General features: G+C 39.6%; 14 protein-coding genes and 1 tRNA gene. 2 read left to right on the top strand and 13 right to left on the bottom strand.

The annotated features are described in order from the left end of the window. Positions 1-385 precede the first annotated feature (385 nt). Positions 386-3583: a TonB-dependent receptor gene (locus OQX61_RS07405; protein WP_265841013.1), complete on the top strand. Its 3198-nt coding sequence runs from the start codon at positions 386-388 to the stop codon at positions 3581-3583. 32 nt (positions 3584-3615) lie between these two features. After that, entirely contained in the window at positions 3616-5151 is a 1536-nt protein-coding gene (locus OQX61_RS07410; protein WP_265841014.1) for a RagB/SusD family nutrient uptake outer membrane protein, read from the top strand. Between the two features lie 100 nt (positions 5152-5251). Here OQX61_RS07410 and OQX61_RS07415 read toward each other — a convergent pair whose 3' ends face one another. The 13 genes from OQX61_RS07415 to OQX61_RS07475 all read right to left on the bottom strand — a co-directional run bounded on the left by OQX61_RS07415 (position 5252) and on the right by OQX61_RS07475 (position 16426). Further along, entirely contained in the window at positions 5252-6667 is a 1416-nt protein-coding gene (locus OQX61_RS07415) for an amidohydrolase family protein (RefSeq protein WP_265841015.1), read from the bottom strand. Between the two features lie 5 nt (positions 6668-6672). After that, positions 6673-7278 carry an ankyrin repeat domain-containing protein gene (locus tag OQX61_RS07420; protein WP_265841016.1) on the bottom strand — a complete coding sequence of 202 codons (606 nt, stop codon included), beginning with the start codon at positions 7276-7278 and terminating at the stop codon, positions 6673-6675. Positions 7279-7417: 139 nt separating this feature from the next. Then, positions 7418-8260, bottom strand: a complete 843-nt coding sequence (locus OQX61_RS07425) for a helix-turn-helix domain-containing protein (protein ID WP_265841017.1) — start codon at positions 8258-8260, stop codon at positions 7418-7420. Between the two features lie 284 nt (positions 8261-8544). Next, complete coding sequence (locus OQX61_RS07430) at positions 8545-9039, bottom strand: GNAT family N-acetyltransferase (RefSeq protein ID WP_265841018.1); 495 nt, start codon at positions 9037-9039, stop codon at positions 8545-8547. Between the two features lie 118 nt (positions 9040-9157). Next, the gene (locus OQX61_RS07435) at positions 9158-10042 is read right to left on the bottom strand and encodes a hypothetical protein (protein WP_265841019.1); all 885 of its coding nucleotides are present in this window, start codon (positions 10040-10042) and stop codon (positions 9158-9160) included. 140 nt (positions 10043-10182) lie between these two features. Further along, a tRNA-Tyr gene (locus OQX61_RS07440) sits at positions 10183-10265 on the bottom strand. A 271-nt stretch (positions 10266-10536) separates the two neighbouring features. Next, the gene (locus tag OQX61_RS07445) at positions 10537-10992 is read right to left on the bottom strand and encodes a JAB domain-containing protein (protein ID WP_265841020.1); all 456 of its coding nucleotides are present in this window, start codon (positions 10990-10992) and stop codon (positions 10537-10539) included. 666 nt (positions 10993-11658) lie between these two features. Continuing rightward, complete coding sequence (locus tag OQX61_RS07450; protein WP_265841021.1) at positions 11659-12138, bottom strand: hypothetical protein; 480 nt, start codon at positions 12136-12138, stop codon at positions 11659-11661. A gap of 211 nt (positions 12139-12349) precedes the next feature. Beyond that, entirely contained in the window at positions 12350-12970 is a 621-nt protein-coding gene (locus tag OQX61_RS07455) for a hypothetical protein (protein WP_265841022.1), read from the bottom strand. 18 nt (positions 12971-12988) lie between these two features. Continuing rightward, positions 12989-13663, bottom strand: coding sequence for a hypothetical protein (locus OQX61_RS07460; RefSeq protein WP_265841023.1), 675 nt, complete (start codon positions 13661-13663; stop codon positions 12989-12991). 625 nt (positions 13664-14288) lie between these two features. Then, positions 14289-14579 carry a DUF2695 domain-containing protein gene (locus OQX61_RS07465; RefSeq protein ID WP_265841024.1) on the bottom strand — a complete coding sequence of 97 codons (291 nt, stop codon included), beginning with the start codon at positions 14577-14579 and terminating at the stop codon, positions 14289-14291. Between the two features lie 155 nt (positions 14580-14734). Next, entirely contained in the window at positions 14735-15706 is a 972-nt protein-coding gene (locus OQX61_RS07470; RefSeq protein ID WP_265841025.1) for a hypothetical protein, read from the bottom strand. A 60-nt stretch (positions 15707-15766) separates the two neighbouring features. Beyond that, positions 15767-16426, bottom strand: coding sequence for a hypothetical protein (locus OQX61_RS07475; protein ID WP_265841026.1), 660 nt, complete (start codon positions 16424-16426; stop codon positions 15767-15769). Positions 16427-16440 lie beyond the last annotated feature (14 nt).

Below are 16440 nucleotides of genomic sequence, written 5' to 3' on the forward strand. Positions count from 1 at the left end.
TTAACCAAAATATAACCAAATATGAATGATTCTACTTTTATTATACAGACCGCTGGCTATTTTTTAAAACGTATTAGCACAACTATTTAGCGGAAATCCTCTCAATTATTTGATTTAACTGATTCCCTTGAGAAAAGGGAACCTGATTTTGGCATCGGGGAGGAATCCTTATGTCTTCTTTAAAAAATAATAAAACGAATTACTACAACCAGATAGACAACCTAATTTTCACCAAAATGGATAATTATGAATAAATAAACTTACCAGACCAAAAAGCTAAATCGTTAAAATGGTTTAGGTCCCTTCCTCCGGAAAAAGCTTCGGCACTGGAGTTTGCATACAGGGAATGCAAAACAATCAATAACTAACCTAAATATAAATTCTAATGAACATTAAAAACTTAGTTTTTGCAGGGCTTCCATTGCTCTGTTTAACGGGGATACAGGCGCATGCTACCTCATCTGAGCTGATGATAAAGGCCGCGAAATCCCATTCTACTTTTTTGTTTCCCAATAATGCAGCGCTGAAAATATTGATCACTGGAGTAGTTGTAGATGAAAATTCTCAACCGATACCAGGTGTAGGCGTTAAATCACTAAAAAACAACAAATCTACAGTAACGGATGCTGCTGGTAAATTCAGTATTGAAGTAGAAAATGCTACAGATCAGCTATCGTTCAGCTATATCGGATATGATACGCAAACGCGCGAAGCAGGATCAGGTGCAACACCACTGAGCATTAAACTGAAACCATCATCAGGGGTAGATCTGGATGATGTTGTGGTTGTAGGTTACGGAACACGTAAAAAGTCTGACTTAACAGGAGCAGTAGGTTCTGTAAAAGAAGAGCAACTGAAAGAACGCCCGGCAGCTTCCTTAAACCAGGCACTCGCAGGTCGTATTTCAGGGGTACAGGTTAACTCTAATTCTGGTCGTCCAGGCGGACAAACAAACATCCGTATCCGTGGTTTCAGTTCCATTAAAACCACCAACAATCCTTTATATGTAGTGGATGGCGTAATCCTTCCGGTAGGTTCACAAACACAAAGTAGTAATGCAATCGACTTCCTGAATCCGGGTGATATTGCCTCTGTAGAAGTGTTGAAGGACGCGTCGTCGGTAGCGATTTATGGTGCAAGAGGTGCCAACGGAGTTATCCTGATCACCACTAAAAAAGGAACTGTTGGTAACAGAATCACTTATGATGTAGATGTTAGTGTGCCTACCATCGGACCAAAACGAGTGAAAATGCTGAATGCCCAGGAATTCATTGATGTAGAAAACTTAGCCTACGACAATGCCAAGACCTATGATCCTGCAGGATGGGCAGCAAATAATTATACAGATCCAAGGATCAAAAGAAAATCATTGCCTTTGCTTTTTGATGGTAATGGAAAGCCACTGTATGATACTGATTGGTTAGAAGAAGCGACTCAGAATAAACTGTCTCAAAATCACCAGCTAGGATTTACCGGTGGTAATGCAGAAACCACCTATGGCTTCTTCCTGAGCCATAGAGATGACAACGGTCTCTTGAAAAACTCTTACCTGAAACGTTATTCGGGAAGGTTTACCATGGATAGTCAAATGAAAACATGGCTGAAAGTAGGCGGAAGTTTAAGCTATACCAATCAAACGGAAAATCTGGTAGATATAGGTACGGGCGGACTGAACTCGGTAAGGATGATCACAGAAAGTTTCCCTTTCCTGCCTGTTAAATATGGAGATGGTACCTGGGCGGATAACGTCAACTATCCAGGCGCAGAAGGAGGTTCTAACCCAGTACATATCCTGACAGACCGTAAATATTTATTACAAACACAGAGTACTTTAGGTAATGCCTATGCGAATATAAACCTTGCTGAAGGATTAGAATTCCGCTCTGTTATAGGTGCAAATATAGTAACCCGTGGCCGTTCTGAATTCAATGGACGTAGCCTTTACGGAATCGCTTTTGATCAGAAAGGTACTGCTGCTTTAGACAACAACAGAGAAACCTATTGGTCATTTGAAAATTACCTGACTTACAACAAACGTTTCTCTAAAGATCATGCAATCACTGCATTATTAGGTTTGTCGTGGCAGGAAACAAATATCTTCGGTTTTGGTGCCAGTGGCGAAAACTTCTCTACCGATTATTTACAATACAATAACCTAGGCGCGGCAAGTAAGCCAATTCCGGGAAGTTCAAGAGCAGAACGTTTTGGTTTTAACTCTTACTTCGGACGTTTAAATTACAGCTTCAAAGATAAATACCTGTTCACGGCAACTGGTCGTGCGGATGGTTCGTCTAAATTCGGGGCAAATAACAAATACGCTTTCTTCCCATCTGCTGCCGTAGCGTGGAAAGTCTCTGAAGAGAATTTCATTAAAGAAAGCAACGTGATCTCCAACCTGAAATTACGTGCCAGTTATGGGGTCACCGGTAACTCTGAGATCCCTAGTTATTTATCATTAGGAGTTTTAGGTACAGGATATGCTGCCATTATTGATGATACAAGAGTAGGTGGTGTAGGAACAAACCGTCTCGCAAATCCAGATTTGAAATGGGAAAAAGTTGGGCAGTCAGATATAGGTGTTGAGTTAGGATTATTCAAAAACAGGATTAACCTGGAAGCTGATGTGTACTACCGAAAAACCACAGATATGTTGTTGGATGCACCGGTACCATTAACAAGTGGATACGGCTCAATTACCAGAAATATTGGTAGCATGGAAAATAAAGGATTGGAGTTGGCCATCAATACGGTGAATATCACTAACGATAATTTCACCTGGAATACCAGCTTTAATGTTTCCTTTAACAGAAACAAAGTACTTTCACTGGCTACACCAGCAGATATTTTCGGTGTAGGAAATCCTGGATTTACCAATGAAACAGGAATTATCCGTGTGGGTGAGGCAGTAGGTTCTTTCTGGGGATTAACACGCCTCGGTACCTGGAGCGAAAGCGAACGCACAGAAGCTGCAAAATATAATTACAGAGCAGGTAAGCCAGTGCTTCCGGGTGATATTAAATACCTGGATGTGAATGGTGATTACCAGATTAATGATGATGACCGTGGTATTATCGGTAATGGTAGTCCTAAAGCATGGGGTGCTTTCTCCAATACTTTTAAGTATAAAAACTTAGATTTAACGATTGAGCTTCAATATTCTGCCGGTAATGATGTGTTGGATATGACCAAACACTCTGCCGAAGATCGCGTTGGTATTGCCAATAGCTATGCTTCCGTTTTAAACGCATGGACTCCTCAAAACCAAAATACGCCAATCGCAGCCATTCGTGATACCAGAGCTGGTTATGTAACCAATGTGGATAGTCACTGGGTAGAAGATGGTTCGTTTATCCGTGGTAGAAACCTTTTACTGGGTTATACTTTCGCCGAAAACATCACCAAGAAATTGAAAATAAGCAGAATGAGGGTTTATGGTAGTGTGCAAAACTTCTTCCTGGCCACTAAATTCTCCGGAAATGATCCCGAAGTAACTACGTATTCCAATGCTTTTGCACAGGGACAAACGTTCTTCGATTATCCTAAGCCAACTACGTTTATGGTAGGCTTAAATGTGAGTTTATAGTTCTAAAAATTGTCAATACTAATTAAGATATCATGAAATTAAATATAAAATCCTCAAGCAAAATCCTCCTGATTGCAATGGTGGTGCTTGGAACCGGATGTAAGAAATTCCTCGAAGAAAAAGATCCCTCAAATCTGGAGCCGGAAACCTATTATACCATTCCTGAACATGCTGAAGCTTCTATTGCCGCAGGTTATGCACAGACGCGTTTTATTGGAAATGGGGCGGGTATATTTGCTGCCAATTTCTCTATGCTGGAACTGGTTACCGGTACCGCTAAGACAGAAACCGGACAAAATTCAGACCTGAATAACCTTGCCGGCTTATCTTTCACCGGAGAGAATCTATTGATTAGAAACTGGTGGTCAGGCTTGTACAATGTGATTGCGCAGACCAACCTAACCCTTCAAAAGGTGCCTGGAATCGGTGTAATGGATGAAACCAGAAGAAAACAAGTGCTGGGCGAAGCAAGATTTTTGCGCGCATGGGCTTATTTCTATCTGGTAAGATTATATGGTGATGTGCCTTTGATTCTTATCCCTCAGGACATCAAATCTCCGGATTTTTATCCTGCAAGGACTGGAACAGAAGCGGTTTATAAGCAAATTGTAGATGATTTAACGATTGCGGAAGCAGCTGGATTACCATGGCAGCAGGCAAGCGGAACAGCAAGCAAAGGTGCTGTGAAAGCTTTATTGGGTAAGGTCTATTTAACAATGGCTGGATTTCCTTTAAACAAAGGTGCCGCTTATTATAAACTTGCTGCGGATAAATCGCTGGAAGTAATCACAGATGGCGGTTTCGGTTTATTCGATACCTATGCGGAATTGCATAGCCTGGTTACCGAGAACAGAAAAGAACATATGTTTGGAATCCAGTACCTGGCTTCTGTGTCGACGAATCCAATGCAACAGCTGTTATTGCCTAACTTTAAAGACGTTTCAGCCTATAGTGATGAGGTGGGTAGCACGGTGCCAACATCTAATTTTTACAACTCTTATGAGGCTGGAGATTTAAGAGCAAAAGATAGAGTAGGATTTTTCTATACCTCTTATTATACCGGAGGATTTGGTGAGTTGAAGCAATTAAATGCACCATATATCTTTAAACATTTTGATGTGATCGCCAATGGAACATTGGGTGTGAAAGGTACCGCTCAAAGTAGCTTAAACTGGCCACAGATTCGCTATGCTGAAGTTTTACTGAATTATGCAGAAGCACAAAACCGTGCAGATGGTGCACCAAATCAAGGTGCTTTAGATGCCGTAAATGCGATCAGAAAACGTGCGTTATTAACGCCGCTTGCTGGCTTAGGTCAGACGCAGTTTGAAGAAGCTGTATGGCGCGAACGCTGGCATGAGCTGTGCTATGAAGGCATTACCTGGTTCGACATGGTGCGCTTAAGAAAAGTGTACAATGAATCAACTCAGGGTTTTGATAATTTTGTAGGACACGCTTTCGCAGCAACCCCTAATGTGATCTTGAAAGACAAACATTTATTGTTCCCGCTACCATCAGTGGATTACAAAAACAATCCTAACCTGAGACCTCAGAATCCAGGTTACTAATTGACTTAAACTAAAAAACAGGGTACCTTCTTTAGGTACCCTGTTTTTTTATGCCTGATTTTCTAACTCATCAATTGTTAATCAAGCGATTTTATGGTGTCTAATCGTTTTTCTTTCTAACTTCTTCCAGCATGTTGTCCAGTGTGTTTCGGTCTAATACGGTTCCTTTTGCCACTACTGCATGAATTTTTTGGGTAGCACTAATATTTTGCAAAGGGTTTTCATCCAGTAAAAGGATATCCGCTTTTTTGCCTTTAGTCAGGCTCCCGTAAGCTGTTTTATTTAAGAAAGCCGGTGAGTTGATCACCGAAGCCTGTAATGCTTGTAATGGCGTTAAGCCATACTTCACCATTAACTCCAATTCTTTATGGAGGCCGATGCCTGGATAAGTATAAGAGTTTAGGTAACCGGCATCTGTTCCGGCCATTATTTTTACTCCTGCTTTTTGTAAAAGAGGAAGTGTTTTTACGGTTTTTTCAAATAGCTGATGTCTGAATTCAATAGCTGCAGCATCGTCTTGCTCTACTCTTTTTACACGACCAACATAAGTTTGTTGTAATCCTTTACCAATGTATTTTAGGTAATCGTCATTTTTATGATTGTCTTGCTCAAAATAAGTAAGAATGTAACTCAATGATAGGGTAGGCGTTAAATACATGCCATGTTTCGCCATGTTCTTATAGGTCGCTAAGGCTGCGGTTTCATCAAAAGTATCCATCACTTTCTGATTGAAAGCTTTCCCTTTTAATTTTCCTTCAGCCACTTCTTTTGAGATTTCTTTCTCTACTTTAGAACCGGCTTTTAGTGCATACCCCAGGTGTTCCACCGAGCTTAAACCTGCTGCGGCAATTTGCTCCATGGTAATAGAACTTGGGATATGTGCAGAAACCTTAAATCCAGCTTTACGAGCCATGCTAATACTTTCTAAAAATAATGCCGGACTTAAAGTATTGTCTGTGATCTTCACGAAATCTACTTTCATGTTTTTCAAAGAATCTAAAGCAGCCTTGATTTCAGCAGTATTTCCAACTTCTATGTCGCCAATCCAACTGGAATTATAACCTTCCAGTTTTGGACCGGAGGTCAGGATAGTTGGCCCTTGCAGCTTACCTGTTGCAATTTCTTCTCTCCACTGCAATACACTCGGACTAATATCTGCTGCTGCATCGCGAATGGTGGTGATGCCGTAAGCAAGGTATAAAGGCAATAAGTTTTTGTTTTCTTCAATCAATTCTTTACCACCACCAAAGTGCATATGGTTATCCCAAAGACCCGGCATCACAAATTTTCCTGTGGCATCCAGTGTTTTGGCAGCAGTATATTTAGAAAGCTGACTTTCCGGGAATACCGCTGTTATGATACCATCTTTTATGGCGATTCCCTGTTTCGGGATCAGTTTCCCTGTTTTGATATCGATAATTGTGGCAGATTTAATTAATAAATCTGCGGTTATTTTTTGTGCAAAGCTGAACTGGGCGAAAAGTAACCCCATTAAGATCAGTTGTAATTTTTTCATAAAGCTTATTTTTTTGAACCTGCTTTTTCCAGGATATTCACGATTTCTTTAAAGTTTTTCTTTTTGGCATGTTCCAAAGAATTCACACCGTCTTTGTCTTTAATGCTGATATCACAGCCGGCATCTACCAGCAGTTGTACGATTTTCACTTGTTTTGGTCCGCCATCGCCTAAAATAACGGCTTCCAATAATGCAGTCCAGCCCAATCTGTTGATGTGGTCAATAGGATAGGTTTTATCTTTTAACAACTCCTCTACTACGGCTACATGGCCTTTTTCGCAGGCTGGAATTAAAGCTGATCCGTTGTACCTGTTGAAAACGGTATAATCGGCTCCTGATTTTACACACAGTTTAACGATCTCAAGATATCCGGAAGCACCGGCATATAAAAAAGGACTGTTTAACATATCATCCTGTGCATTTACATTGGCTCCGGCAGCGATCAATAGCTTCACCATTGGCAGCTGATTCAGGTAAGTAGCGGCCATCAACGGAGTTTCTCCTTTTTTGTTTTTCAGTTCCAGATTTGGCTTTTTAGCAAGCCACAGTTCCAAATCGGAGATGTTGTGTTTAGCAATGATCTGGAAGATCTCATTTGTATTACTTGTCATAGTTTTTTCCTGGGAACAGGCGGTTAAGGTGTTTAAGCTGAAAAACAGCGAACACAGCAATAAAATCATTCGGTATTTCATACACAAATTTATATTTCCAAAAAGGAATCGAACAGGACTGGTTAGCACATCAAGGGTACTAATTATTCATTTTGCGGAATTCCTGAGGAGAAATGTCCGTATACTTCTTGAAAAACCTGGAAAAGTAGGAAGAATCATTAAAGCCGAGGGTATAAGCAATCTCTTTAATATCCAGCTGAGTTAAGGTGAGCAGTCTTTTGGCTTCCAGTAAAATCCGGTCTCTGATCAAATCACCGGCAGTAATCCCTGCCTTCTTCCGACATACCTGATTCAGGTAATTTGCGGTTACACTCATCTCGCTGGCATAAAATCCAACTTCACTATGTTCCGTATAATGTTGCTCTAATAAGGCCAGAAAGTTGTTAATAATGCGGTGATCCGGCGCATACTCATGCACATCAAAGTTGTCAGAATACCATCTTTTCAGGAGCAAAAGTATGACTTGCAAACGGGTTTGAATCAGGTCGACATAAAGGTCGTCGGCAATCTCTTCTTCCTTTTCTATCTGCTTCAATTCCGTAATTAAAGCCCGGTATTGTTCCGCTTTAAGCGGCAGGTAAGGGGCTGCGGATAAATTGAAATAGGGAAAACGCTGACTTCCTGATAATAGGAATTTCATGGAAAACATGAGCTGATAGCCTGATGTATCGTCTGAAAGATCCCATTGATGCGCTTGCCCGGGAGCAAGAAAAAATAACATATGATCTTTTACCTCGTGCTCTTTAAAATCTATGGTATGGGTGCCACCTCCTTTTTCAATCAACAGGATCATGTAAAAATCATGCTTATGGGCATGAGGAATAACAGTCATATTGATGGGCTGGTGGTGAACAAGCTTAAAGTCCTCCTTTGTGTAGGGAAGGTTGAAAATTTGTTCAATGCCTACAGTTGGTAATAGCATCTTAAGGGCCAATGAATGGGATCAGGGAATTTAAAGATATAAATAATTGTAATACGCTTTAGGATTTTGTACAACTATCTTTTTTGTTGTCAAGATAACTTTTATTATCTTTCAGAGATCATTAATCAAGCTAATTACTTTATAACCTGTGAAATGGAAAACAACGCTCTTATCAATCGACTTCTTAAACATAAAAAAATAACCATTTTCTTATTATTGTTAGCTGGTGTTGCCATCTATAAATTTGGGACTATTATTGGTGCGTTTGCCTATTTGGTGCTTAATTAACCGGTAAAATCAGCTGTATACGTCATCTTATGGATATGGTAACTGAAGTCTTTATGGACCATTGTCATAGCGCGTTCAGGGCATAGGATGAATCCAACCGATTCATAACATTTTATGGCTGCATTATTCTTTTCCCAGACGTATAAATCAACTGTAGTGCTGTGGTAACGTAGCCTGATTTCTTCCAGTAGCAATGCTATAAATTGTCGCCCTAATCCCTGACCTCTCATGGAAGGTTTTCCTACAAGTACTCTTGCTAGTCTGGGGTTTCCGCTTTCCTGTGGGATAATTTCAGCAAAGGCAAAAGGTGCCTGATCAGGCAGGTACCCCATATAAAAGCGACGGTCCGGATGTAAAACCTGGTAATCATTAAATTGATGCCTTGTCAGTGGATAGGTAAAATCAGTTCCGGCAAACTGTAGCAAAAGTTCTTCATCAGTTACCCAGGATGCAATCGTGTCGAAATCGGAACTGGTATAAGATTTTATCATGTTGTTAATTACACAGGGCTGCTGGACGGTTAATCATTCGTATCCTGGCCAGCCAAAAAACAGCATATAAGTATCTGGTCTTTTCCTTGTCAATCTTTACAAAAGCTGAAGGTGGTTACTAGTTACAAGTATAAACAAATTTGTACTCTTCATTTAGCGTATCGCTTGGGGGAGGAGTTGGAAATTCTACAATTTTTATGCTCAGCGCATTTCCATTATCGTCTTTTTGATAAATAAATCGTCTAATGGTGGTTTCAGTGGTCGTTGTATGGGCTGAACTCCAATAAGCAGAAGTCGTTTCCATCTTTGCAGGAAGATTTTTAGATCTTTTACCTAAAAATGCCGTCAGATGGGATAAATTGGCTTCCTCACGGAAAATGAATTCATAAAGTTTGTAAGAGACAATATCATTCTTAAGTTCATCAGGCGTGTAAGTAATATTTGATATCCAACTGTTAACTTTATCAGGATAGTAGCTGTCATTAGTTTCGTTAACGAGCTTAATCAGATTCCCATTGGTATAGCTGAAAGTCTGAGTATTTGTAATTTCGGTTTTCCAGAAAGGATCAGTGTAGACCTTTTTTACCTCTGCTAAAAAGCCTGCTTCATTATATTTACAAAAGACCATTGTATTATAATAAAGATCTGGCATACTTGCGATTCTACCTTGTGCATCAAGGTTGAATTCTTCATTGTATTCGTATTTCTGCCCCCATGAGGTAACATGCTCACCATAAATTAATATTTTAGCTTGATCATAAGTCATCTTTTCAGAAATCAGACTGCTATTGAGATTCCCCTTTATTGTTGAAATTCTTTGGTTTTGATCATAAGTGTAATTTAACTTACCGTTTGTTGGAACTCCATTAGAGAGGCTGGAGTATTCAGCAGATTTTAAAACACATTCTTTTGATCCTTCAGGAATTAAATCGTTGTTATTTTTTGAACAGGAAACAATCGTTAACAGACTGATTACGGAGAGGACTAATAAAGATCGTTTCATTTAATTATGGAAAGCTTCAAAAATACCTGGAAATGGGTATGGCTTTCTACTGGAAACCGTAAACCTGAGCTCTGAAGAAACCGAACCTGCTTTAAACAAAAAAACCTTCCAGTTTTCACTGAAAGGTTTTTTTATTGGAGTGGGGGGAGAAGGATTCGAACCTTCGAAGTCTTGCGACAACAGAGTTACAGTCTGTCCCATTTGGCCACTCTGGTATCCCCCCATTTTGTCTTTCCTGAAAATAAACGAGATCGCTTATCAACGGAACCGACTAAGTAAAACTAAAACTTTCAGATCCCTGAAGGTTTTTTAAGGGTGGAGAATAGCGGAGTCGAACCGCTGACCTCTTGCCTGCCAGGAATGAGTGTTTCGTTCCTGAGAGTATCCTAAACCCCTGTTTTACCTATCTCCATGTTATGTGCACAAATCTCGCACGGTATCTAACCTTTGTTTATATTATTTGTTAATTGTTGCAATCTAATTAATTGATCCGGCTACATCAAGCTCTCATCAGCAAAGCTGTAGAACCTATCCGGACTAATGATCAGATGATCCAGTATTTTTAAATCTAGTAAGGTAGCTCCTGCACTCAATTTCTTTGTTAAGTTCAGATCCTCACTACTTGGATCAACCTCAGAACTCGGATGGTTATGCGCCAAGATAATTCCAGAACTTCCAGTTTTCAATGCTGTGGCAAAGATTACCTTCGGATCTGCTATCGTTCCGCTTACACCACCACTTGAAATGTGTACGACACCAAGTACGCGATTCCTTCTGTTCAGCAGAAGTATTTTAAACTCTTCTACCAACTCAATCTTACTCATGTTCCATTGCTGTATGAAAATCTCATAGGCATCGTTAGAACTGCTAATCTGTGGTCTTTCTGCAACTTTGTAATGTGGCTTGTAGCTCACCTCTATCTCTGCTACTTTGAATGATGTGTTTACCATAATGTGTTTTGATTAATTATGGTACCCAACCAAGCTTTCCAAGAGACTAAGTAAAGAGGCACACGGAATAAATAGGTGGAGGGCAAAGGCCACGTGAGCGTTTATGCCGGAACTTCTTTGTACGTGTCGATTGGACAAGCTTACCTTTGTGGAGTAATTAATACAACCCACTACTGAAAAATCGTGAACATAACATCTAAGATTGGCATTCTCAACAAGTACAACAGTAGTAGCAAGGGGATAATGCATAAGTAGGACTTAGCCGCAGACAGATTGCCGTTTCTAACACTCCTACCCGAACTAAACCATAAAAAAATAAGTGCGACTATCAACGGTAGCCATTCTGAAATAAATATAGCTAAGGGTAAACGGTCAATTCGTTCAGATGAAGCACCTGCACCATAGATACTCCAAAACGCAACTGGGATTACGAAGATATAAAGAAAGGCTGTACCTAATACTGTTGCAACCAACAAGAATGTTAAGTGCCCCCACTTAGTCTCACTAGAGAAAATACGTTTGATTGTTGTTTTCATTTCCGCAATGAAGTGGATTCCTTAAGAGTTACAAGATAGCAGTTGCTTCCATTCTTTCTTATCCTTTTATTATTGTAAAAGCCATTGTTAACGGGTAAGTGAAAATTATGGATATTGAATATGTTACTTGCTAAACTTCATTCTCATCATAGATTCTTATGTAATTTGCAAACTCCGTTCCTAAAAGATTTTCCTCTATGAATCGTTTTGCAATATCAAAGTTGATAACAAAACAGCAAACCTCCATCGTTCCACTGCCAATGCTTCCTCCATCACAATGACCAAGTCCGTTCCAACCTAAAAAGTCATTCATCCTATCTTGAAGTCTAGTTCGCTTTTCGACATCTTCAGGTGTGCCCATCCCATCAACAATAAATTCAATCAGTAATGTATAATGATCTTCAATATCAACTTCCTGATAACCGTTTTCAAAGACTACATCAACTTCCTTTTGTATTTTCTCCCTGAAGGATTCTAGAATGCTTGACTGGACTTCACGATATTCCCCAACCTGTCCTACTATGCCTCGATTCACAGCTCCATTGTCATCATCAATGTCCCAAGTCTCCCAGAATAGAATTTCATCCTCAACCCTTTTATATAACTTCATAGCAATTAATTTGATTCTAATATAGCAATTCACTAATGCTTTCCATCTCCATTTGTTATTGTAAAAACCATTATTAAGGGATGAATACAGATTGTGGATATTGGATTGATGATTGTGAGTAGTCCAACCTGACCATTTACAAGGTAAGATGCGTTAATGGATTTTGACCATAGGTAACCTTATAAACGAATGATGGAACACAGCAACCAACTCAACCACCCACACTGCATAACCTACTATTCAGTTCACTCTTCTTAACCACCTCATCGTTTAGCAGGCTGTAATCCACTGGTTCAGTTAATTTACGTAAAGAATTGATAGTTATTGAATGTTGACTTCGCGTGTAGCTATTAAGCTCCCCTGTAGCTAAAACATAAAACTCCCAATGGTTTAGGTTCAGTGGATCGCAGGTTTCTTTGTTTTCATGGTGCAGCAAGCAGAACACATAAACGTCAGCACTTCGCATTGCTATTTCTGTTCGCTTTTTTGTTTCTTCATCCCAACTGAAGGCTGCTTTGATCCCAAATGAAATCTTTGAAAGCTTCTTCTGCTCCCACGATTGAACATAAGCAGAAGACTTCACCTCAATCTTAATTCCTTCCGGTGTGATCAAATCATAAGCTCCCCATTCATCTCGAACTTGGTTGAGGTCTACAATAGTAGCTGATGCGACAATGAATTCAGCGAACCGACCTCTAGTGGTATTGCTCAGTAGATCAGAAGAGTTCCACCTCCAAAAGCCCAGTAAGTTCTGATCCAACTTTTCTCCGTTATGAACAAGATGCTCTTCTCCGGTCTTTAGACCTGTTTGTGTTTCATTGAATTCAATCATATCAATTGCATTACAGCACTATGAGGTCCTGGATATAAAATTGGTTACTCCTTGGTACATTAAATCAACTTGTTCCTTTGTGTATTCGGTGTACTTACCATGAGCTGCTTTGTTTCTAAGGTCAAGCCATGAGGTAATACTCTTTTGATCTAGTTTGTTATAAACTCCTGCACTAGCAAGATCGGCATTAAGTCGGTCTGCTTTCTTAGGGGAGAACTTGCCACTTTTCTCCTCCTCAACAGCTATTCCTTCTCTATTACATAATTGTCTAAGGTGCTCTTCTAGAACACTACCTGTCATTACTGCGGCAGGGTCTTTATATCCCTCTTGTAATAAATGTTCTGCCATTTCTAAGAAGTCAGAGAAAATCTCGGCTGAGACTAATCCCTTTATTGTGAACAGCCATCCTCCGTCAATCTCGTGTTTGACTGCCATTAAGATACCTTTGCCGATATTTGTGTGAGATGGTGCATTATCCTTTACCTTGGTATTGAACTCTTGATAGTACGGATGATTCTCACCAAACAAGTTCTTTAGAAAAGAAAGAGAACTTGCTCGAAGCTGATTGAATAGCAAAGCATTAACTGACGCTCCATGTCTACTATATCCCTGAGTCGCTTTTTGAGTTGATAACACTTCTTCGCTAAGTGAGATCAGTTCATTGATCCTTATTTTAACATCATCAATCTTCATATATGTTGTAGTATCTGTACCAAAGCTAAAGCTATTATTGTTATTAATACCAAACAGAATTTATTTCTGCTCACCGCCTGCGAATTGAGGTTTAGGTCTTTGCAGAGGGAATGCCTTCGGCATGACTGCAAAGAATGTTTCACACAAGAGACTGGCGTGGCATTTGACTTAAAGGGACAGTGAAGAGGGCATCAAATGGCATGACAGTCACGCAGCCTAAAACGACACGCAGGTGAGCACATATCAAAGGAGAGCCGATGCATTACGAATCAAATGAACGTAGAGAATGAAGATTAAATGCAAGGAAGGCTATCACGTAATCGGGACTTTGTGGAAGGCATTCAGCATGACAGATCTATTTCAACTGAGTGAATCCAGGATAAACTTATCCTAGATGAACGAAGGCAGATCTGGCGTGATTAATGCACTCACTTAGGAGCGGTGAAGTACCGCTTTTCCGGCGACTAGCTTTGATAACACCACAGGCTCATTGATAGAACGAATAGTCCGCAGTGCCTTTCGTAGGGAGCACTGGACAGAGTGTTTACTTCTAAACCAAAGGCCATACGATGCCTTAACCTGTTCTAAGCAGCAAAAGAGGGAAAGGCATTGTGTGTGTCTGCGATTAGCGTTCGAAGAGTTCTTCAACATTTGCCAGAGTCTCGCAATCACAAAAGCCATTATTATCTATTAACCAGCCTACAACCTCTCCTGCATTTTCTATTCCGATTAAATTTAAAAACCAAACGGTTAATGCATGGTCATCGTTGCATTCTTCCTTCTGTAATGTTAAATCTAAATACTCAAATAAGCCCTTAAACTCCTCTCTGCTCATTGGGAGACTCGATTCAAATTCTTCTTGAGCCTTCAACCGAAGTTCACTTCTTATTTGTTTGCGTCTAGTTTTATCTGTCATGGCAGTTGCTTATGGTAATATACCTGCATCTAAAATAAACCTTTTACGTTATATAACAATGACTGGAATTAGCCTTCGCCTCAGTTAAGCTCCTCTTTTGAGCGAAGCCTGAGGATAGGAATGATGGTTAGATATGACGCCCTCTTGAAATGCAGTTAGCTGTAATTAGGCCGAAGTTCGTTAACATCTATATAATCATATATAGAACCATCTTCGTTGCAGAAAACTACTATTCCCGGTTTCCATTTAGGGAAAATGAACTTTATATGCGAGTTCGTATCCGAGAACATATCTGGAATTACCTTATTTACATACATAGAGTTTATCGATTTATAGTTTATAAGCCTATCTTTTATTACATCTTTATTGTCACATGTAAAAGCCATCACGGGATGAAATTCATGGTTTAAATAGTCACCCATGCATGCTAAGTGGATCAAGTCACAATCTAAGTAATCCTTATGCTTCTTAAGTCTCATGGACGCATCACGTTTTGCAAGACTTGTAAAATCTACTGTAGTATCATCTTTATAAGAGGGGCTTATGTACTGCCATTGCAGTTTAACCAACCTAAATTTGCTTAAGCTCGTTAATTTACAATGATATAGGTTTGTATGGAAGAGATAACTTGTTAATGGCAATATCATATCCTTTGAGTAATCTTGTTTACAGATAAAGTCAAAGGATAAGCATTCGGCGATGTAAGTTTGGAATGTTGGGTAGCGAAGAACATCATAAATGCATAACTGCTCGAATCTTTTAGAGTTTTCACTAGAATCCGTATGTTGGCTTTGTATATTAGCCATCTTAATCAAGTTTTCCCTGCTAAGATCTTGATGTGTAGAATAAAACTGATAGCTTTCACTCATGAGATATTCAACTAACTGAGGAATTGCCTTCACTTTTTTCAGGTTTGTTGGTATGTTCAACTCAAAGTTCGGCACTTTCTTGAGCCCTACAGCCTCCATAAGCGTGTAAGGGGTTAATTTATATACATTGTTCCCCTCACTTATAGTTTTTAACAGTTTGATTTCACCCAAGGATTGGTCAAGCCTTCTTAAAGCTTCGCCGTCTTTTGAAGTGGATAGATGCCTGTAAATATTGTTGTCGAATAGATAACTGTACATGTTTTAATGTAAAGATAAACAAAAGAGCCAAATGAATGGCTCTTGTTAAAGTGGTTGTAATTAGAGTGGCTTGTTCAGCAGGTATTTAATGTACCGGAAGAATCTGCTTATGTATTTGAAGACATAGTAAATTCCGACCCCGATCAGTACTATAACACCCACTAGGTAAAGTCCTATAGCAGATAAACTAGGCAACTTCGAATACCAAGGAGTTTTTGGCTCAGGGATGGTCAGCATTCTGTTTATATAGTTAGTTAACTGTTGAATTGTCTCTATGGCTTTAAACTCCTCCAAGGTGCCATAGTCAACTTTACCAGTATCTTTTAGGTAATGGCTTATCAACTCATTTATAAGGTTACCAGTGTCAATCATCACTCCGTACCCCATTGACTCAGAATGGTCAATTAAGCTAAAAGTCTGACCGTGTAATAGGACTGGTGCTAATTCAAATTCGATATACCATGCTCCTTCAAATGGCTCTGTACCATTCAATAGCGTACCTTTAATCCGGTTAAATGACCCATCAAAAAATTTGTCATCATCTACGAACACAACATCTAGACCTTGATTCCTCGCTTTAGATAGCATGACCCACGAAAGTATGTTTGTTTCCGGCTTGACGTATTTATCCAGTCCCTCTACATTAATATCAAAGAAATCTGTAAGTGTTGGATTGTCGGAATAGTTGATCAGTGTAATTAAATCGTTTACTTCAAGCATAGTTTAAAATTAAA

It is taken from the genome of Pedobacter sp. PLR, from assembly GCF_026239675.1.
Taxonomy (GTDB): domain Bacteria; phylum Bacteroidota; class Bacteroidia; order Sphingobacteriales; family Sphingobacteriaceae; genus Pedobacter.